8 protein-coding genes are annotated in these 21,813 nt (G+C 67.5%); 3 read left to right on the forward strand and 5 right to left on the reverse strand.

Annotation, left to right across the window (positions count from 1 at the left end; genetic code table 11):
• Positions 1-70 precede the first annotated feature (70 nt).
• A complete protein-coding gene (locus Pma05_RS23900) occupies positions 71-6,133 on the forward strand; it encodes an alpha-amylase family protein (RefSeq protein ID WP_203859704.1) in 6,063 nt (2,020 codons plus the stop codon).
• 359 nt (positions 6,134-6,492) lie between these two features.
• Positions 6,493-9,852: an AAA domain-containing protein gene (locus tag Pma05_RS23905; RefSeq protein ID WP_239312976.1), complete on the forward strand. Its 3,360-nt coding sequence runs from the start codon at positions 6,493-6,495 to the stop codon at positions 9,850-9,852.
• Between the two features lie 120 nt (positions 9,853-9,972).
• Here the strand turns inward: Pma05_RS23905 and Pma05_RS23910 are convergent, their stop codons facing one another.
• The 4 genes from Pma05_RS23910 to Pma05_RS23930 all read right to left on the reverse strand — a co-directional run bounded on the left by Pma05_RS23910 (position 9,973) and on the right by Pma05_RS23930 (position 15,920).
• On the reverse strand, positions 9,973-11,358 hold the full coding sequence (locus Pma05_RS23910) for a reverse transcriptase domain-containing protein (protein ID WP_203859705.1): 1,386 nt from the start codon (positions 11,356-11,358) through the stop codon (positions 9,973-9,975).
• 30 nt (positions 11,359-11,388) lie between these two features.
• Positions 11,389-12,822: a group II intron reverse transcriptase/maturase gene (ltrA, locus tag Pma05_RS23915; RefSeq protein ID WP_203859706.1), complete on the reverse strand. Its 1,434-nt coding sequence runs from the start codon at positions 12,820-12,822 to the stop codon at positions 11,389-11,391.
• 382 nt (positions 12,823-13,204) lie between these two features.
• Complete coding sequence (locus tag Pma05_RS42715) at positions 13,205-13,990, reverse strand: reverse transcriptase N-terminal domain-containing protein (protein ID WP_239312979.1); 786 nt, start codon at positions 13,988-13,990, stop codon at positions 13,205-13,207.
• Between the two features lie 1,051 nt (positions 13,991-15,041).
• On the reverse strand, positions 15,042-15,920 hold the full coding sequence (locus Pma05_RS23930) for an AfsR/SARP family transcriptional regulator (protein ID WP_203859707.1): 879 nt from the start codon (positions 15,918-15,920) through the stop codon (positions 15,042-15,044).
• Between the two features lie 343 nt (positions 15,921-16,263).
• Here Pma05_RS23930 and Pma05_RS23935 point away from each other — a divergent pair, with 343 nt between their 5' ends.
• Entirely contained in the window at positions 16,264-19,311 is a 3,048-nt protein-coding gene (locus tag Pma05_RS23935) for an AfsR/SARP family transcriptional regulator (RefSeq protein WP_203859708.1), read from the forward strand.
• A 135-nt stretch (positions 19,312-19,446) separates the two neighbouring features.
• Here Pma05_RS23935 and Pma05_RS23940 read toward each other — a convergent pair whose 3' ends face one another.
• Positions 19,447-21,810: an immune inhibitor A domain-containing protein gene (locus Pma05_RS23940; RefSeq protein ID WP_203859709.1), complete on the reverse strand. Its 2,364-nt coding sequence runs from the start codon at positions 21,808-21,810 to the stop codon at positions 19,447-19,449.
• Positions 21,811-21,813: the final 3 nt, after the last annotated feature.

Below are 21,813 nucleotides of genomic sequence, written 5' to 3' on the forward strand. Positions count from 1 at the left end.
GCATACGCAGATGCCCGTCTGCTCGCACCGCCCGTGCCGAGCCCGAGTACCGAGAGCGAGGCCACACACGATGGTTGCCTCCGGGCGGCGTCACCGTCGACGCCAGCGCCCCCACCACGACGACTGCCCGGCCTGCTCTGGAAACCTGGAGCCCGAACTAGTCGCCGCCCGCAGCGCCGCAATCAAGAATCTCAACGATGAGCTGGCAAATCTCGGCGATCCGATAGCCGAGATATTCGAATCCCTCACGAGCGAGGAGTTCACCGGCCTGGTATGGCAGACACCCAACCCCGACCGCACCAAATTCCTGACCGATCTGGGCGTTCCCGCAGTGAAACGGCCCACGACCGTTGCGGCCCGAATGGGCCTGGCGAAGCTGTGCAGATGGCCGGAGGCCAATCGAGTCCGGGCGGGACGATTCCTGACCGCCATCGTCGCCAACGGCATTGAAGCCGCGTGGCACGCCGCGCAGGACGAACAGGACCGGGAACACGCCGTGCAGGCGGCCGTGACACAAGACCCAAACCAGGCCACCGCGATGCGCCTGGCGTTACTGTCATACGGCCACGACTCCTGGGCCATGACCGTCGCGCTGCGCCTTGGCATCGACAACGGCCTAGCCCTACCAAGCTGGCCCCAGGCGGTACTGAGCGGCATAACCGCTGCATGTCGTCAGCTGGAAGACGTTTGGGCACACGTCGCCGCCGCTCTCCACCAGGACACCCGTGAGCCATCATCCTTTGACGAAAACCTCGACGACAACCCGGTCCGCGAGAACACCAGCAACCCCGACTCGCTAGCGTCGCCCACCACCAGCGCTGCGCCGACACCCCAAGGACCCGCCAACGTGTCCAGTCAACCTACCCACGAACCCAGCGACAGCGCCCCCAGTGAGAGTGCCGCAACAAAAGAACAGGAGTTGACCGACGCCGCTACGGCCCTAACCGAGCAGCAGTACGCCGCACGGCAGGCGGCCACCACCCTCGCGGCCTCGATCAGCAGCGGAAAAGTGCCCGACCTGGACACACTACGGCCGATCACCACGTTCATACATGCGGCCTACGCGGTGCGGGACCTGCTCATCCAGACGGGTCGGTCCGTACCCGGCCCGCTCACCGTCGAACACCTGCTTAGCGAACTCACCGCCGCCGCCAACGCCCTCCAGCTCAGCGACCAGCGCGCCCGGATCGCCGCGTTCGCCGCTCTCACCGGACCTGAGACCGAACGTACCCGCCTCGCTGACGCGGCCGCACTGGCCACCGCGCTGACGGCAGCCCCGACATGGACTACCGAGCAACAGCAGTACGCTGCAGGTCTACAAGCGTTACTGGACCTGGTCGCTGCGGTCGCTGCCAAGGACTCGCAAGCGCTGGCTACCGCCCTCACCGCTGCCGAGCAGAACCTGCCGGACAACCTCGAAAAGCTGCGGTTCGCGGCCCTGGTCGGCCAGCTACATGTCGGACCGCTCGGCACCGTTGGCGTGATCGAGCCCAGCCCGGCAAACCTACCTCAACAGGAGATCGTGTCGGCACCGGATCCCGCAAGCGATCCAGCAGACGCGCCCGTCATCACCCGGACTAATGAACCGCTCACACCCCCGGATCCGGCACCCGCACCCGCCCCCACATCCGTTACCGTACGGGCCCCATCGGTGACCGGCGGACCGCCGCAGCCGCTGGCGCCGGCACCCGAGTCGCATGCGGGTAACGGGCATACCGACAGCGCTCAACCGAACGATGCCGAGCCCGACGACGGGCAGGCCGACACCATCGACCACGCCGCCGGCCGCGAGTTGGTCCGGGAGCTACTCGGCGCAGGTCGGTTGAGCCTCGCCTTCCACGCCGCAGCTGCATGCGGGGACCGCCGGCGTGCCGACGCCCTCCGCATTCTGGCCCTCGCCGACGCCGTCCGCAGCGAGACAGCGCCCACGGCCGGCGCCCTCCGAACCGCACTAGAGACCGAACAGAACAACATCCCGTCCGGCGATCCGGCAGCCCAGTTGCTGCTACTCGCCGGAGCCGTCCGGGCGTGCCTGGTGACCGCCGAGGCGTTCAGCGGAGAAATCGTCCTGGCCCTCATCCGGGTGCTGCCCCAGTTTCCCAGCCTCGCCACGATGTGCGCCACGATCGGCAACGCCTCGGCGCACGGATGGCTGTCCGACCCGGCGGTGCTCACCGCGCTTGCACCGCTCGCCGGCGCGGACAACGACATCGCTGCGACAGTCGATGCGGCGAAGTACGAACGGGACCGCCGCCGCACACTGGAGTTCGTACCAGCGAACCATATCGCGGAGATGTGGTGGTCGCGTACCGGCCTCATCGGGCGGCTGTTGGACGCGGCTGCCCACGACCGCAGAGCCGAGCTCGAATCGGTGACCGAGGAACTACGCAAATTTGCCAAGCGCCAGCACCTGGACGACCTGCTGACCCGCGAGGACGCGCGGCTGCGCGCGCACAGCAGCCGACCGCTGCAGGGCCAGGTCCGGCGCAAGCTGAGGGAGATGGCATACACCTCCGTGAACGTCGTCCGCGAGTGGGTTGACGCCGTCCGTGCCAACCAGCGGACCCGCGACGGCCAGGGGCCCGTGCCGGCCCACCTGTCCGCGTTGCGCCAGGAGGTAAAAGCACAGTGGCCCGCCGCCGAGCAGGAACTGCTCGAAATAGCGTCCGGAGGGCCGTCGATGCTGCGTGCCGAGGCAGCGCAAGCATGCCGCGACAACATGCAGCGCACCGTCGACATGCTCGATGGAATCGAGCTGGCCGGCGCCGACCGTGATCCCGACGTCGTGCTCCACCAGGATCTTCTGCGCTGCACGGCCTTAGCGTTCACCAGCGCCGGCACGCCAGCACGTCCGATCACCGTCGACGACGTCCGGACGGCGGCTGCCACTCGCTGGGAGGAGGCACTCGAGGGGCGATTGGCCGGCGAAGAGTACGCCACCGCGGGCTTGATAATCGACGCTGTCACCGATCCGGCTCGCGCCCGTGCCCTGCATGATCGGCTCACGACCGCGGCCGCTCGGACCAACACCGAGTTGGAGGCGCTGCACCGCGACGTCGCCGGTGAAGTTGCCCGGGCCGCCCGTCTCGGGCAGCTCAACGAGACCGCTAGCAGCACGGTGGGCAGCCTGCTGGAGGCCGCCAACGTCGCCCAGCTTGCCGGCCCGCCGGAGACCCAGAACCTCGGAGTGCTCAGGGGTCACCTGCTCGACGTTCGCGCGAGCCTGCCGAAGTACCTGCAGGAGGCCCAGGAAGCTCTACACAAGCGCGTCGACAACGAGGTGACTGTCGACGAGGAGAGCGAGGGTCTGCTGGCCGCCATCCGTGAGCGCATCGATGCTGGTGATCTGGCCACCGCCGAGGAGTACCTGCTCGCGGCCGTGCACGGGGAAGCGCCGCCCACGGCGGAACCCTCCGCAGATCTCGGCCACTTCATTCGGCTGATCGAACAGATGCCCGGTGGGATCACCCGCGAACTGATCGCTGCTGTCCGCGCAGGGAAACCCTTCGCCGGACTTGACCTCGCCGTGCTGTCGTCCACGCAACGAGCTGGTGCCGCCGAGGGCCTGCAGGTGTGGCTCGACATGCGCGATGTTCGCCATAGCAAAGTCCAGAAGAGCGCACTGGCCGCAGCGCTGCGTCTGGCCGGGATCGAGTTCTTTACCCTGCGGCAGTTGCAGGACCCACCGGCCAGTTCTCGGCGGGCGTGGTGGGATTTGACCGGCGTCCGTCGCATCGGCGAAACGCTGGTGCCGCAGTTCGGGTCGGCGGCTGCCGACCGCCAGCGCATCATGCTCTGCTGGGGTGACCCTGACGTGCGTGCCATGTTCGGCTGGATCGCTCAGGACCCCGGTACCGATCACCCGGTCATCGTGTTGATGTTCGCCCCGATGACGGCCGCCCAGCGCACCACGCTGGCGGTCGAGTGCGCGCAGCGCAGCGAGAAACCCGTCATCGTCCTCGACGACATCGCCCTGGTGTATCTTGTGATGCACGGTGGCCTCCAGTTCACCGCCACGGCCCGGATCCTGCTGCCGTTCGCTGCCACGAATCCGTATTCCCCGGAAGGTCTCGGGGCCCTGCCGTCGGAGATGTTCTTCGGCCGCAAATCGGAACGTAACCGGATCATTGCCTCGAACGGCCCGAACCTGCTTTACGGCGGACGGCAGCTCGGCAAGACGGCTCTGCTGCAGGACGCCGCCCGCCGTTTCGAGCGCGTCGACAAGCAGGTAGCGGTCTACGTGTCCCTGCCCAACGCTATCGGTACCCGTGTCAACCCCGTCGTCTTGTGGGAGAAGATTGCGGAGAAGCTGACCGAACTCAAGATTATGCGACCACGTAAGACCCATGACCCCGCCAAGGACGTTACCACAGCGGTGACCGCCTGGCTTGACGGTGATGCCACCCGCCGGATGCTCCTGCTCATCGACGAATGCGACGGGTTCTTCGATGCCGATGCTGCGACAGGATTCCTGCATGTCGCGCAGCTGCGCGATCTCCGGGATCGTACCGACCGCCGGTTCAAGCCGGTATTCGCCGGTTTGCACCAAGTCCAGCGGTTCGCGCACCTGCCCAACCAGCCACTGGCCGGCGCGCACCTAGGCGAGCAGATCGCGATCGGCCCGCTGAGTCCGGAGCCCGCCTATCAGTTGTTGTTCATCCCGTTGGAGACTCTGGGTATCCGGTTCGCTGCCGACAAACTGATTCACCGCGTGCTGGCTTACTGCAACTATCAGCCGAAATTGCTCCAGCTGGTCGGCCAGGCCCTGGTGGCCTCGGCGCTGTCGCGCCGCCGTGGTGGTCCCCCCTACGAGATCAGCGAGGATGATCTCGACCAGGTGATCGGATCGGAGGACCTACAGTGGCGTGTGCGGCAGACGGTCCATCTGACTCTCGACCTCGATTCTCGGTACAAGCTCATCGCCCTCGTCGTCGCGCTTGCCGCGCTCGAGCACGGCGCCGACCGCACCATGAGCACGTCAAAGCTGCGGGAAGAATGTCAGGGCTGGTGGCCGGAGGGGTTTGCCGGCCAAGGGGCCGATGAGTTCAGGTCCCTGTTGGAGGAGATGCGTGACCTTGGTGTCCTGGCCGTCACGGCGGGCTGGCAGTGGCGGCTACGGTCCAGCAACGTCCTGCGGCTGCTCGGTTCGGCGACCGAAATTTGGGAAGAGCTGTGCAGCCCGCAGTGGCGCACCACGGTCACGAAACTGTCGGCAGAACAGGCGCGGCGCCGGCTCGACGGCGGGCTCATCTCGCCGTGCACTGAGCAGCAAATCTCCCGCCTTGTGGGCCGCGTTAGCGGCAACTCCGTGCGGGTCGTCGTCGGTACTCCCGCCACTGGCGTCGAACGGGTCCGTACGTTGTTGGAGGAGGCCCACAAGGGATTCGGCGCGCGGTTCGACCTCGCCGTCTCGAACAGACCGTCCGCCTACCAGCGCGCCTTACGGATCGGTGAGCCGGGCGGCGTGCACCGCGTTGTCCTGAGCCCGCTGACCACCGCGAAGGTCGAAACGGTGATCGACTCCATTGCCAAGGCGGTGCGAATGCAGCCCGCTGCCGGGACAACCCGAACCGTGGTGGTGGTCGTCGACGCCACTGCGGAGGGAATCCTCGACGCCCTGACCGGCCCGGGCACTTCAATCAACAGCGACGATGTGATGACCTTGCGTCGGGTGTCGGGTGTCGGCCTGCGGTCCTGGTTGTCGGACAACGACCTGCTGGCGCCATTTAGCGACGTCGCCAGTCACACGGAGTTGATGGCGGCAACCGGAGGGTGGCTGCTACTGCTCGACCATGTCGCTGATAAGGCACGTGAGATCAGCCGACCACGACGGATCTGTGATCACATCACCGCGTCTCTTGCGACGGTGGATGGCGCCAGTGAACTTGTCGCTGCTACCGGGCTGCGGACGGACTCACGCGTCGAAGCCGCCTTCCAACTTCTGGTTGAATACGACGATCCCGTCACCTCGGAGGAACTGGTCCAGCTGTGCGCTGAAGCAGGCACCGATCCGGAGCGCACCGCAGGAATCCTGCAGATGCTCGACGTGATGCACCAGAGCGACGTCGATGGGCGATGGACACCAGAACCGGTGATCACCCGGGCATGGAGGTCACTACAAGGAGCCCTATGACCAGCCAGCCGCCGCGCCGCCCGCTGCCAGTGCGCCACCGCGCTGTGCAGCCGGCGGCGTAGGCCGAACGAAGTTCAGTGAGTGAAGTCGGCTGTGGCCCCAGGGAGTCAAACAGCACTGAACGGCCTGCCACGCCCTGTCCTCTTGCTGGCACCTCCTCCTGTGCTGTCGCATGGCGTCATTCCGCCCGTCGGCTCCGCGCCGATATGCCGGAAGCCACCGCACTCGACGTCCTGTTAGACGCATGAGCCCGCCAGTGTTGCCAGCGATTCCCCGCGAGGCCGGGCTTTGGCTGCCCTGGCTAATAGGGGCAGCGATCAGGGCCTCGTCACGGGCAGTCGTGGACGATAGGCTCTCCGTTGCAACGGCTGTGGTGGCGGCTGGGGGTCGTGTTGCCGGACTGGCGTGATGAAGTCTGCGCTGCGGTGAACCTTTGGATCAGCGCCGAGGGGCGGTCTGGTCGCGCGGGGTGGGTCTGTGTAGGGCCCGCACGTGCTGAGGGGGAGCGGGGCTGGTACTCCGTTGACACCCGTGGTTCACGAACCGACCCGGACCAGATTGACAACCTGCGCATATCCGGCTCGCGCGAGCCGGGCGCGGATGACGGCTACCCGCTGCTAGAGGTGCTGCAGGAAGGACAGCTACTGCGGGTGCGCGTCCCGGAGTTCGTCGACATCGCCGACGCCCACCTGTGGCAGTACAAGCAGTCGGCGACGCATCTGTTGACAAAGCTGTGCGAAGGGCTCGCGGCGGTGGCCGATGCCAGCCTGGCGCACGATCTGGCGGCGGGACGACTTGCGCCGAAGCCGCGCCACGTCGCGGACATTGCCGGGTTCACCCCGGCCCAACGTGAGGCGTACGACTCCTGTTTCACCCGAGGGGTGCGGCTGATCTGGGGACCGCCCGGCACCGGCAAGACGCGGGTGCTCAGCGAAGCGATCGCCGACCTGGTTACGGCCGGCAAGCGTGTCCTGTTGGCGTCCTCGACGAACATCGCCGTGGACAACGCCCTCGCCGGCGTCGTGCGGCACCGCCGGCACCGCCCAGGCGATCTCGTCCGAGTCGGCACACCTCACCTACGGCAGATCGCAGAAGACCCAGCCGTGAGCTTGACACACCTGGCGAGCAGCCGGTTGGCCGAGGTGAAGCAGCGGCGGCAGGCGCTGGAGCAACGGCTGGTCACAATGCGGGACACGCTCGATGAACTCGCCACACTTGAGGATCTGGTCACGGGGTTCGACCCGGACGAGTATGCGCGGGCGCGAAAGCTGATCGACGAGGCAGATCGGATTCCGCAGCTCGCCGCGCGGCTGGACACCGCCGGGAAGCATGTGCATGCCTGCCGGGAGGAAGCAGATCGAGCTGCCGCTGCGGCCACGACCGCCCGCGCCGCGCTCGGCGAAACCGCCAGGTCCCGCACTGCGCTCGACGAAATCGACCGGCTACACAAGGAAGCCGCAGCCGCAGCGGACGCCGTCGATCGCACCGGCGCGCAGCTGCTGGCCCGCCGCGACGAGCGAAACCGGATCAACGACGAGCTCCGTGCCGCCGAAGCTGCCACAGGAATGACGCGGCTACGCAACCGCCGTACGGTCAAGCGACTACAGGTCGAGCTGGGCACGGCAGAGCACGGCGTGGCGGAGCTAGAGCAACGCGAACGTAGCGACCGCGAGCTGGTCGAGCGGTTCCGGCGCGCCGTCGACACCCAGACCGCAGCCCTGTCCACGCGGGTTAGTTTCACCCGTGAGCAGATTACCGCCCGCGAGACCATGGCGGCCGCCGCTCAACGAACGCACGCCGCATCTGCCGGCAGACTGGCCGATGCCCTAACCGGCCAGGAGAACCTGCAGAAGAGCCTGCTAGCTGCTGAGGGGGCACCCCGCCTTACCGACCAGCAACGAGCTCTGGTCGACCGTGTCGAGCGGCGTGACCTGCTGGTGAAGCACCGATCGGTGCTGTCGTTGCGCGCCCGCGTGGCTGCGGAAGCCCCGGCGCGTGCTCAGCTAGAACGAGAACACGCGAAGGTGCAGGACGAGTTCGACAAACTCCGTAGAGACGCCGAAGGCGAAATCATTCGTAACGCCCGAGCGGTCGCCACCACCCTGGCCCGGCTACGCACCGCTAAGGTCCTACTCGACGGTCCGTACGACGTCGTGCTCATCGACGAGGTCGGCGCCGCCACCGTCCCCGAGGCGTTGCTGGCGGTGTCCCGAGCCCGAAGCACCGCAGTCCTGCTCGGTGACTTCATGCAACTCGGGCCAGTGCTACCCAAGGCAGTCAAGGAGATTGACCGCCCCGACGTGCGACGGTGGCTGAACACCGACGTGTTCGAGCTGTGCGGCATCACCACCGCCGCCCACGCACGAGCCCACCCCGGCTGCACCGCCCTGGACGAGCAACACCGGTTCGGTCATGACGTGATGGGCCTCGCCAACGCAATCGCCTACGACGGGCTGCTGACCGCCGGTCCCGGCATCCGACCACGAGACTCGAACGAGGATCCGGAGATCGTCCTGATAGATACCGACGGCCTCGGCGACCTCGCGACCGTGCGATCAACCGGCGCGACCAAGGGCTGGTGGCCGGCCGGAGCCCTACTCAGCCGAGCCCTCGCCGACTACCACCACGCACGCAGCGAAGACGTCGGAGTCGTCACGCCTTACAGCGACCAGGCCGAGGCAACGCTGGAAGCGCTGCGCGACCAGGAGAACTCGGACACCCTACCGACCGAGGTCGGCACCGCCCACCGGTTCCAGGGCCGCGAGTTCGACATCGTCGTCTTCGACCTCGTGGAAGACCATCTGGGGCGACGGTGGATGGCGCAAGCCACCCTAGACGGGACCTCATTCACACGCGAAGGTGTCCGCCTGTTCAACGTCGCGGTCACCCGTACCAAGAACCGCCTGTACCTGATCGGCAGCCGTACCCGCATCAGCACCGCCAAACCCGGCACACCGTTCGCACACCTCAGGCGCCTGCTCGGCAGCACAATCAGGACCGTCTCCGCCCGAAGTCTGATCACCGCGCCGTCCGTCCCGGAGCCTGACCGGCCACTACTCGGCCCCTTCGGCAGCGAACTCGCTGACCTGCTTGCCCAGCAGGTCACCGTCACAGACATCCAAGACGAGCGGCAGTTCTACGTGACGTTCGCCGAGCACCTGCGGTCAGCACGCCGAACGATCTGGATCTGGGCGACCTGGACCGCAACCCGTATGCAGAAAGTTTTGCCCGAACTCGAGGTGGCGGTCAAACGGGGCGTCACGGTGGTCGTCTTCGTCCGCGACCCCACCGACCATCAACAGGGCAAGGCACAGTCGCAGCAGTACCTGGCAGCACTCCGCGCCACGGTGCAGCGAGTTGTCGAGATCCACGAAATGCACCAGAAGATCGTCGTCATCGACGAGCACACCGTGCTTCTTGGCAGCCTCAACGTGCTCTCGCAGAAACAGAGTCGCGAAGTCATGCTCGTAATGAAGGGCAGCCACTTCGCTCGGAAACTGCTTGAACACGAGCGCGCCAACGACCTTGCGGCGCCGCCGCCCAGGTGCGGCAAGTGCGGAAGCGTCATGGTTGACCTACGGCTCTATGTCAAGGACGGCTGGCACTGGCGCTGCTACGCTCCCGCGCCGACCTCCCCAGCCGATTCGAGATCGAAGACCTGCGGCTGGAGGCAAAAGGTGCCGGCGCGCGGTCGCCGCAGCGGCACGCTACGAACCTGACAGTCTGGAGTAGGTCGTTGGGCTGCCCACCGGGAGCGGCGATGGTGGTCGGGTAGCGGGAGCGCATTGCTGCGCTCCCGCTCCCTCAGAACCGTGCGTGCGGCGCCAACCGCACACGGCTCAAGCAAGCCCTGATGGCGGGTAAGGCGATCTGTGGTGCTGGGCCCTTGCCGGTGGGTGTTGCTGGCAGTGGGCGTGTATGAGGCGGGGTACGACGGGGTCGTCCGGGCTGGGGCCGGCATCCGTGAGGATCGCTTGGTGGCGGATCGCTTTGCGGATGACTTTGAACCATTGTTCCCATTCGTGTGGGCTGTGTGGTTCGTGGTCGGCGTGCAGGAGCAGTCCTCCGCAGGCGTGGCACCGGCCCTGTTGCGTCAGGAGTTGGCGCAGGGTGGTGCGGTCCAGGCGGGGTGGGTTCCTGCGACGCCGTTGTGCCCAGTAGTCGGCCAGCGCCGGGTCGTCGGGTGAGGCGTCGGCGTTGACCAGGGTGTGTCGGACGATCTTTGTCCAGGAGAACTTGGCCAGGTAGGCGCCGCTGTCGCGGTCGCCGAAGACCCAGTGGTCCTGCCGGGACGGGTGGAACCGGCCGAAGTAGCGGGCGGTGACCCAGTACTTCGGCTTGTTCGCGTGGCGACGGCCGGCCCACTTGTAGGTCAGCCGCCACAGGTGGTCGTCGAGCAGGGCGAACGCTCTGCTGGAGACCACGTTCCGGTAGTAGGCCGCCCATCCCCGGATGATCGGGTTGAGCGTGCCGATCACCGCAGAGGCGTTGGCGCCGCGTAGGGCCTTGACCTCGGTGGTGAGCCGTTTCCGGATCCGTCGTGTGGCCGTGGTGCTCGGTTTGATCAGCAGTTTGCCGCGGTGGCGGCGGATGCTGTAGCCGAGGAAGTCGCAGCCTTCGGTGTCGAGGTGACGGATCGCCGTCTTGTCGTCGTTGAAGGCCAGACCCCTGGGCGCGAGCCAGGCGGCGAGCCGCGTCTTGACCTGTTCGGCCTGCTGCCGGCTGTGGCACAGGGCGAGCAGGTCGTCGGCGTAGCGGACCAGGACCGGTGCACCGCGTGCTGTCTCGTTGGTGGGGGCACCAGCGTAGTAGCGGACCCCGGCGGCCTGTTCCATGCCGTGCAAGGCCACGTTCATCAGCAGTGGGCTGATCACCCCGCCCTGCGGGCTGCCCCGCCCGGTGGGGGTGAACCGACCACGCTCGACCGCGCCGGCGCGCAGCCAACCGGCGACCAGTCCCCGGCCGGGGAAGCCGCCGAGCTGGTTGAGCAGGTGGGTGTGGTCGAGCTGGTCGAACGCCGCCGCCAGGTCCGCGTCGAGGACCCACAGCCGTTTAGCGGTCTTGCCGCTGGCGGTGTTGTAGATCGCCGCGATCGCGTCGTGGCAGCCGCGTCCGGGCCGGTGAGGTCGACTCGGGGCGCGGTGCTGGCCTTTCGACCAGCCCGTTTCCCCGAGCCGCCTCCCGAACCCGCCGTGCGCCTCGTCGACGCAGCGGGCTCTCCACAAGTCCCGTTGCGGGCTCGGTGGTTGTGGTCCTCATCCCGCAGCCGGCCAGGGCGAGGGGATGCCGATCACGCCCCGATAGAGGTAGCGCGTGGTGCGCACCTTGGCGGGGTTGAACATCCCCAGTTCCTTGCCGGATGGCCACCATCTGCCGCCGCAGTAGCGGCGACGGAGTTCCTTCCAGGTGATCCGGCGGTGCTTGCGACGCAGCCATCCGATCACTCGTTGCCATAGGTAGGCGCTGAGATAGCAGAAGGTGCGCGCGGACTGCCCGGGCCGGAAGTAGGTGCACCAGCCCCGAAGCGCCGCATTGAGCTGGCGTAACAGGGCATCCAGCGGTTCGTTCGTGTCCATTCGCCGGCACAGCATCTTCACCTTGCCCGTGATGGCCTTGACGGCCTTCCGGGATGGATACCAGTAGATGTAGCGCCGGTTGGTGCCGCGCTTGCGGTGCCGCTGGATGCGCCACCCCAGAAAGTCGACACCCTTGTCGATGTGGGTGATCTTCGTTTTCTCCACCGACAGGCGCAGGCCCATCGGCACGAGTATCTCCGCCACCTGGTCGCGCACGCTGATCGCATGCTCACGGCCGCCGGTCACGAGGAGCAGCCAGTCGTCTGCGTACCTGATCAGACGGTAGTTGCTCAGCCCGTGACGTTTGCGTTTGGCCCGCTCGACCGTGTTGGAACGTGGGCCGCCGGGAAGCTGGGCGATGTGCTCGTCCAGCACCGACAGGGCCACGTTCGATAGCAACGGCGAAAGAATGCCCCCTTGCGGGGCGCCGGTGCGACTGTCCCGTAGCGCGCCGTCCTCACCGAGGATGCCCGCCTTGAGGAACGCCTTCACCAAGGCCAGGACACGTCTGTCTCCGATCCGATGACGCACCCGCTCCAGCAGAGGAGCGTGCGCGATCTCGTCGAAGCATGCCGTGATGTCACCTTCGACAATCCACTCGTAGGTGTTGTTGACGAACATGACCGTCTCGGCGATCGCGTCGTGAGCCCGGCGTCCGGGACGGAACCCGTAACTACACGGGAGGAACTCCGCCTCGAAAATCGGCTCCAGCACCAGCTTCAGAGACGCTTGGACCACCCGGTCGGTGATGGTGGCGATCCCCAGCCGACGCAGCTTGCCGCCGGTCTTGGGGATCATCCGCTCCCGCACCGGCAACGGGCGGAAACTGCGGTCCTTCAACGAGGTCCGCAGCCCGTCGAGGAACTCCTCGACACCCAACCCGACCTGGATGGATACAGCGGTTTGCCCATCCACCCCGGCCGTGCGTGCCCCTTTGTTGCCCCGCACCCGATCCCACGCCACCAACAGGAAGGCGGGATCGGCGACGAGATTGAACAAATCATCGAACCTGCGATGAGAACCATCACCGGCCCAACGGTGCAGCTTGGTCTGGATCTTCAGTACCCGAAGCTCGGCGCGTAACAGCGCCGACTCCAACTCATCGGTATTCACCGACGAACCTCCCGACATTCCAGCGTCCACCCTGCCGACTTGCTGGCCCCCTTCGCCATGTACGCGCCTCTCGCGCGCCCGGACTACTACGGAGCCTCCGCCCTACCCGACAGCCATCAGCCGGCAACGAGCCTGCCCACCACCGTCCTGGACGGACAGCGGAACGGGCGACCGCGGATAGTTCCCACGTTCACGTGACATCGATTGACCAAGTCGGTGGCCAGCTCTACCCCGACAGCATCGCCACGCCTACGCCGCAGACCTTCAGCGTGGCCTCCCCACCGACGGATTCACTCGGCTTCGGAGTTGACCCGCGTCAACAACCCACGGGTCACGCACTGCACCCCGGCCCATATCCACCAGATTTGAGCCGGCACTCTTCTTACGGGGCTTCAACCACTGGTTCACTCTCGTTCCACCTTCTGATCTCGCTTGCCGAACCCAGCCCGTCTGGCAGTACCAGGCCGTCCCGGCGTTGTCGGGGCTGCTTCCCGCCCTTCCCGGCGTTCCCCGGCTCAGGCTGCCCCCAGCTGCACCGCACCGCTGCGACGATGCGGCGGGAAGGTCTCCCACCTCCCTCGATGCCACGCACCTCGTGGCGCACGAATCCGTAGGATCGCGGCTCGAACCGGGCTTCCCACTCCGGCTCCAGCGCGTTGACCGTCAGGGCCTGCAATGCCCTGTCGGCGATCACCGGGATGCCGAGCGGGCGGCGTCGCCCGTTGGCCTTGCTGATATACACCCGTTTGACCGGCCGGGGTGTCCACGGCTGGGCGTGGTGCTGCATCCATCCGGCCAGAGCGGCCTTCTCCTCGGAGTGCAGCGCCAGCCTGCCGTCGATCCCGGGGGTCGTTCGGCCAGCGTTGATCTCCGTGACCCGCCGCACGCTCACCAGGGCGTTCGCGCGGCAGCGGAGCATCAACTTCTGTAGATTGCGGACCTTTTTGAGGTCGCCTGCCTTACTCGCCGTGAAGATCCGTTGCCGCAGCCGCCGTACGGTGTCCTCGGCCTGCCGCCAGTCGATCGACGGCCAGTCGAGAATCTCGTCGAAAGGTCCGTTCACCTCGGCGTCGGCCACCGTGGCGGCGTGCGCCGCGCCTGTGTCCGGTGTCGTCGTGGCGTCCAACTTGCCCTTCCGTTCCTGCGGTGCGGTCACCGTTTCGTTCACAGGCTCACCCGATTCCCGTCAGCGCCCTTTCAGGCTCGGCAGCATGCCGTATCCGGCCGGTTATCCGAGGCGGCCGGCGGAGGAGCCGACCATGATCGCCCCGGTTTCCCGTCGCCTTTCGGCCACTGGCGTTCGCTTCTGGAACCGTCCTGTGCCCGCTGGGGGATTGGGCCTTCCTCACGGTCGGCTTACCACGGCGTCGCCGTGGACCCCATCGGGGTTGTCACGTTGCGCATGAGTGAGACACGACCGGGCCGGACGCCCTCTCTACCCCGCAGACGGCGGTGTCGTCCCGGCCTGGAGCACCTCTCCACACCGGCGCCTGCCGCAGTTCCAGCGGCTGTCTGTCAACCCCGCTACCGCATCCCATCGGCGGGGTTCCACGTCACGAGGCATCAACAAGGGTTCACGCCATTCGTCCTTTCGGTCTTCCCCTTCGCCTGTGGCTCCCGGATGGAGCAGGCGCCCTTGGGCTTGACCACCTGAGCTCCGCACCCCGCAGTTACCCGCGACGCACGTCAGGCTGGGGACAGGCCATCGACACGGGCCTGGAACTACACCTCCGGCATCAGCCGAACCTCCTCGATGTTGCGCACTCCTTCCCATGCGCCTTCGTGTCGCACGGTGCTCCGTGGGTGCTCGGACGTCGGGGAACTGACACGGACGCTCCGGGACGCGACGGGATTTCGGCCGTTCGCGAGGTGGACCGAGCTATCGATCGACCTCTGTGTCTGACATCCGCAGGCCCTGGACCTGCGTGGACGGGATGGGACTTGTCGGGACTGAAGTGGTTGCGGTCGGACGGATTTCTGATAGAGTGCAGTATGGAGGAGACTGGAAATCCCCTTCGGACTACGGATCAGAAGGTTAGGGGTTCGAATCCCTTCGGGCGCGCAAGATCAAAAGGAGTGGCGGCCGGACCTTCCGGTAGCCCCGCTGACCGGCACGGCGGAGGGCGCGGAGATCCAGCAGCAGGCCCGACTGCTGCGCCCGATGGGCTTCGACAATGCCCGGGGCTGGTGGTTCGCCCGGCCGGGAGATCGGGACGGGCTCACCCGGATGATGGCCGTCCCCAGCCGAAGTTCAGTTGATTCGGTGACCGCCCACTGAGCTCGTGATCCTTCGGTACAGTCTCCGGGACGTCCCGCCGATGCGGCTTCTGGTGGGCAGGGTTGACGGACGGTGCGAGAGCCGGATCGTGGTTCAGGATCGCCCGCTCGAGTTCGCGCAGCCGCATACCGGGTTCGATGCCCAGCTCGCGGACAAAGTCGTCGCGGGTACGACGATAGGCGGCCAAGGCATCTGCGGTGCGGCCTGACCGGTAGAGTGCGAGAATCTGCTGGGCGCGCAGCCGCTCGCGTAGCGGATGTTCGGTGACCAGGCCGGCCGCCGCATGCGCCACCGCCTCGTGTCGACCGAGCGCCAGATCCAGGTCCATGCACTCCTCGAGGGCGGACAGCCGCGTATCGCAGAGCCCGACGACCGCCGCCTGGATTACGTCACTGCCGACGTCGGTGAATGGCTGGCCGCGCCACAGACGCAACGCGGAATGAAGCTTGCTCACCGCACTGACCTGCTGCCCTCTCTCCCGATCGGCTCGCGCGGCCGCGATGAGGCGGTTGAACACGTCGAGGTCGACCCGCCCCTCGGGCACCTCCAGCAGGTAGCCCGGTGCGACGGTGTGGATCCGCTCCCGTGCGGTGCCGTCGGCGAGCATCCGACGCAGCGCCGACACGCAGATGTGGACCTGCGCCCGTGCGGTCGCCGGCGGGTCCATCGGCCACAACGCGTCGATAAGGCGCTCGGTCGACAGGATGCGGTTGCGCTCGAGCAGTAGCGCGGCGAGCACGATCCGTTGCCGTGGCGTACACCTGGGTAGCTTGCGTGGGCCGAGGTTCATGTGCAACGGGCCAAGAATGAAAAACGTCAAGCTGGGGTCCGCGCACCCGTCGGTTGGCGGGACCGGGTACGAAAGCGTCTGCGTCGGGGCTCGGTTCGTGTGCATCCTCTCCCACCTTGAGCTGTTCACCGGGGTACGGGCCGCGCCTGTCACCGTTTGTCCCCGACATCAACGCGGTCGGCGTGCTCGACGGCGGCGTCCGCGACCGTCCGCAGGGCAGCCGGGTCATTGAAAACCCGCCATCGATAGGTGACCATCCCTAGGATGAGGCGGTCTCCTTGCCAGATGCCTTACCAGAGCCATACCAGCCCGCGCCAAGCTCCATCCCGACCCGACAGCCAGTGCATTCCCGCGGCGCAGGGAGGTGAAAGCTGTGGAGGTACGGCTGCTCGGCCAGGTCGAGGTTGACCACGACGGTCGCCGGCTGGAGCCTGGACGCCGACGGGAACGATGCCTGCTCGGCCTGTTACTGGTACAGCCCGGCGTGGTCATGTCGACCGACCGGCTCATCGACCTGCTCTGGGATGGGGAGGCCCCACCCTCCGCACGGGCGACCCTGCATACCGCGATGTCCCGACTGCGTAGCCGGCTGTGCCCCGCCGGGACCGCCGAGGCGGTCACGTTCCGCACGGTCCAGGGCGGCTACGTCGCTCACGTCGAGCGGCATGTGGTCGATGTACTTCGCTTCCGAGACCTGGTCCATGAGGCGAAGCAGGCGACCGAGCCGCAGCCGCGGGCGGATCTGCTCCGGCGTGCGCTCTCGCTCTGGCGTGGTCCGTTCCTTGCCGACGTCGCCACGCCACGGCTGCGCGAGCGGATCGGGGGTGAGTTGGACGAGCTACGCATGACCGCGGTCGAGGACCTGATCGCGGCCGAGCTTGCCGGTAGCCGGCACCGCGAAATCATCGGCGAGCTGACCCGGGTGACGGCCGAGTATCCGCGTAACGAGCGGCTGGTGGGGCAGCTCATGCTGGCGCTGTACCGGTCCGGGCGCCAGTTCGAGGCGCTCGCCACCTACCAGCGGCTGCGCACCCTGCTCGCCGATGAGATCGGCCTCGATCCGGGTCCTGAGCTACGTAGGCTGCACACTGCGATCCTGCGCAACGACGCCGCCCTGAACCAACCGTCCACGCCCGCGACGATGATCCGCCAGGAGACCCCACCGGTACCGCGCCAGTTGCCGCCGGTGGTCGCAGACTTCACCGGGCGTCAGTGCACGGTCGAGCGGCTGGAAGCGATCCTTACCGGACCGGCCACGCAGTTGCGTGTGGTCTCGGTGTCCGGGCCCGCCGGTGTGGGCAAGTCCAGCCTGGCGTGGTACGCCGCGCACCGGCTGCGCCCGGCGTTTCCCGACGGCCAGGTCTACGTGGACCTACGCGGCACCTGGTCGGAGGCGGTCGGACCGTTCACCGCGCTCAAGCGCCTCCTCCGGGCGGTCGGCGTGCAGGACGCCGCACAGGGCGACAGCGTCGAGGAGCGCTCTGCACAGTTCCGTGACGCCGTCGCCGACAAGTCCATGCTCGTGGCGATCGATGATGCCGTCTCCGCTGCCCACGTCCGCGCGTTGCTGCCGGGTAGCGCCTCCTGCGCGGTCATCATCACCAGCCGGCACTGGTTGACCGGGCTGGAGGGGGCCGTCCATCTTGCCCTGCGGACGTTCGAGCCGGAGGAAAGCCTCAGTCTGCTTGTCCGGATCGTCGGTCCACCACGCGCCGACACCGAGCGGGAGGCGCTGGCGGAAATCACAGAGCTGTGCGGACACCTGCCGCTCGCCATCCGGATTGCGGGTGCCCGGCTCGCCGCCCGCCCACATTGGCGGGCCGCGCTACTCGCCGAGCGACTGCGTGACGAACTGGTCCGCCTCGATGAACTGGCAACCGACGGCCTGGAGGTGCGGGCAAGCCTCGGCCTCAGTTACCGGGCGCTGCCCGAACCCGCCCGCAGACTGCTGCGGCTGCTGAGTCTCCTCGACGCACCGGATGTGCCGGCCTGGGCCGGTGCCGCGATGCTCGATGCCGCGCCGCGCGACGCCGAGGGCCTGCTGGAGAGTCTGGCGGACGCGTGCCTGCTCGACATCCTGCCCGGAGCCGACGGCGAGGCCCGATACGGGATGCACGACCTGGTCCGGCTGTTCGCGCGGGAAAAGGCCGCTGAAGAGGAGGGCGAGCAGATCGGGCGCCTGGCGCTCCGGCGGGCGTTCGGTGCCTGGCTGAGCATGGCGGAGGACGCCAGTGCCAGGCTGCCGGGCAGCACCGTGGCGTCGATACGCGGCCAGGCGACCCGCTGGCGCTCGCCGGCGCCCCGTCCGTCCGCCACGAACCCGGTCGCCTGGTTTGTCCGGGAGCATGTCGCCCTGGCCGCGTCCATCCACCAGGCCGCCGGCCTGGGTATGGCCGACCTGGCCTGGGAACTGGCCGCCTCCGCGCAGGCATACTACGAACTGGGCGGATTGCACGACGACGCACAACGGACGCACCAGGCCGCGTTGCGGGCGACCCGGCGGGCTGGTGACCGGCTGGGCGAGGCGGTCATGCTACGCAATCTCGCTGACCTGTGGACGTCCCGTCGGGGCGCCGAGCCACAGGACAAGCTCGACGCCGCCGAGGCGGCGCTGGACATTTTCCGGGAGATCGGTGAGAAGCGCGGCCTCGCTGACGCCCTGTACCTCTGCGCCGATGTACATCGCAGTTGCGGTCGTCACAAGCAGGCGCTGGCGCTCGCCACCGAGGCGCTCTCCATCTCCACCTCCGTCAACTATGAACTGGGTGAGTGTCACGCGTTGGCTCAGCAGGCCTTCGTGGTCCGGGAGCAGGGACGCGACGCCGTCGCACGGGAGATGGCGGAGCGGTACCTCGTCCTCGCTCGCAAGATGGCCTTCCGCCGCGACGAGGGCATGGCGCTGGCCCTGCTGGGGTTGATCCACCTGGAGTTGGGCGAACCCGCGTCCGGTAAGGCACACCTTGAACGGGCGTTGGCGGTGGCTCGCGAAACCGGCGACCGGGTGCAGGAGACGTACGCGCTGGCCCGGCTCGGCCAGGTCTACGTCACCCTCGACCGAGCCGTGGCGCGGCACATGCTGGGTGTCGCACTGGATCGCAGCCGGACCGACGGCCTCGCCTACGGGGAAGCCCTCGCCCTGTCCGGGATCGGCGAGCTGGAGCTCGCCAACGACCGCCCGCAACACGCCGTCGCGTCGCTGCGACGAGCCATCCAGCTACTCGGGGAACTACGATTCCCGTTTCTGCGAGCACGTGCGCTCAGCACGCTCGGAAAGGCGTACGCACACTGTGGCGAGACGGCCGCGGCTGCGGCGGCGTGGGCCACCGCGTACGAACTCTTCCGCCAGGTCGACAACGAGACCGCCGCTGGTCGGGTGGCCGCGTTGCTGTCCGCGTTGCCGCGGTCGACCGGGTGCGACTGACGTCGGTGTCCCCGATCATTGAACCTTTTTCAACCTGAACCGCGTGGCGCTGAGGCACCGCCTCCGACCCTGCGGTCCGTCGGACCGCAAGGGGAGGTTGAAAAAGGTTCATTGAGGTCGCCGACCTCATCGTCCTCATCCGCTGGTGACCCGGATTCGCATCGAGGTGCCGACCTCCGTCAGCACTCGGATATGCACACCGTGCTGGGGCACCTTGACGCCGTACCGCATTCCGCTGACCGGGTCCTCGGCGTAGTAGCTGCGGGCGTCGCTGAACACAGGCACTGCGGCCTGCCCGCGTATCCAGCTCGCCTTACCGTCGATGTGCAGGGGAAACGAGTCGGCCCGGCGGAGCGAGAACGGTGCATCGTACGCCTGGATCCGGGGTCGCCACGGGCGCCCGCCCGCGCCACGGATCAGTTGGGGACGTGCATCCACCGGCAGGATGAGTCCGCCTCCCGGATGTTCGCTGGTGTTGTTGTCCTCGAACGACGTGTCCCAATACCAGACCAGCAGGCCCTGCTGGTACGGAAAGTGTTCGACCAGGTTGGGCAGTGCCGGCTGGAAGCCGAAGTTGTACGGCCCGGTCCTCAGGTAGCGGTCGAACGAGACATACGATCGGTGTGACGCGAGGTAGTAGTTGTCGTATTCGTCGACGACCGTGCCGCCAGCGGCAGTGAATCCCGCGAGGGCCCAACCGTTCGGACCGGCTTCGGCGCCGTCGGCGAACACGGTCCGACCGCCGGACATGACCACGATGTTGTCGACCAGGAGACCCTTGCCCGCGACCGAACCGTCGGTCGTGTACCGCAGCCGTAGCGTGATCGTCCTCCCCGCGTACCTGGACAGGTCGAAGCGGGCGTCCTGCCAACCGCCGCTGGTTCCGTCGATGGCGTTGCCCTCGGCCGGTCGGGTGATCGATCCCGGGAGGGCAGTGAACCCGTCGCCGGTGGACACCTCGACAAAGGCGTAGTCGCACGGATAGGCGCCGCAGTCCTCAATGTCCCACCAGGCGCTGAAGGTGAGCTCAGCCGGCCCGTCCGGCACCGCTATGTCCCTGGTCAATGTGTTGTCCAGCGCGTTGCCGGATCCGCTCCACCAGGACCGGACGCCTTCGGGCGGCACGGCTAGCTCCGTGATCACCTTTTTCTTCGGCAGTGTGACGACAACAGCCTGCGGCCGGGTGGAGCGGTACTCGTGCGGACCGAGTGTGACGGCGCGATTCTCGCCCGCCCGAACGATCTCATAGTCGAGCCAACCGAGCTGTAGCTTCTCCCACGGCCCGAAGTCGTTGACGCGGACACCGACGCCCTGATCGTGGGCCGCGCTGACCCGGTTCTGCGCCATCACGGACCACCAGTGCACCGGATTCTCTGTCTCGGGTTGGACGGCAGCGCTGTCGTACAGGTCGGGCAGGCCGAGGTCGTGAGCGTACTCGTGGACAAACACGCTCAGACCGCCGTTCTCGGGCTGCATCGTGTAGTCCCGGATCCACAGGCCGGTCGCTCCTATCTGGACACCGCCGGCGCGGTTGTGCCCGGGACCGAATTCGGTGCTGGGAAAGGCGGCCGACCGGTGGCTGGAGATCGCGTCCTCGCCCTGCCACGGATCAGCGTCGGCCTGATCCCCGCCGGCGTGGACAATCTGGAAGTGGTCGAGGTAGCCGTCCGGCTCGTTGAAGTCGCCGTCGGCGTCGTGGTCGTACCGGTCCCACACGTCGAACTCCGCGAGGTCGGCGGCGATCTGCGCGTCGGACCGTCCCCGTGCATGCTGCCCGGCCACCCACGCGTCCACCGCGTCGCGGATCAGCTCCCAGGAGTTGGCGCAAACCCAGCCGGCGCAGGGATAGCCGTTGCTGCGGCCGTACCTCGCCTCGTTGTACCGGACCCTCACCCAGTCGGTGACCGCACCGTCGACGCTGTACCGGCCGGAGGACTGCCGCTCGTACCAGGTGCGGACCGATTCGACGCCACGGCCGGACCCGAAGTAGAGCCGACGGTAGTGGTCAGGCGGGTAGTCAGGCTGCCAAATCGTGCTGTTGTCGTTCGCCCGGTTCGGCCGTGGGATCTCGTTGTGCCCGGGTCCGTCGAAGCGGACCGGCCCGGGCGTCGCCGGGTCGGTGTCCACGTCGGGATAGTCCGGGTGCCGCTCGTCGCCGAACTCCGCGAGGATTACGAAGACCTTGTCGGTTCTCTCCCGGCTCAGCTCGACGTACTGGTCTGTACGGCGCCGGTTGCCCTGCGACGCCGACCGCGCCGCATCGATTCTGGCGACGACGCTGGACCCCCGCCGCTCGACGCCGGCCCGGCCACTGAGCAGCGCGTCCAGCGCGGCCGACCGCGCCGCGCGCTGCTTGGCCTGCAGAGGGTCGGACAGATCGTCGGTGTACGCGGCGGTCTGTGCGCCGGCCGGCACCGCTGTCACGCCGGCCCCGGCGACGCCTGGAGCGGCGAGCGGCAACAGCACGAGGGTGAAGATGGCGGTCACTGTCTTGCGCATCCA

It is taken from the genome of Plantactinospora mayteni (genome assembly GCF_016862935.1).
Lineage (GTDB): Bacteria > Actinomycetota > Actinomycetes > Mycobacteriales > Micromonosporaceae > Plantactinospora > Plantactinospora mayteni.

Bases quoted from the DNA above. Each gene is read 5' to 3' on its own strand.
- Pma05_RS23900 (WP_203859704.1), top strand. From the start codon at position 71: ATGGTTGCCTCCGGGCGGCGTCACCGTCGACGCCAGCGCCCCCACCAC.
- Pma05_RS23940 (WP_203859709.1), bottom strand. From the start codon at position 21,810: ATGCGCAAGACAGTGACCGCCATCTTCACCCTCGTGCTGTTGCCGCTC.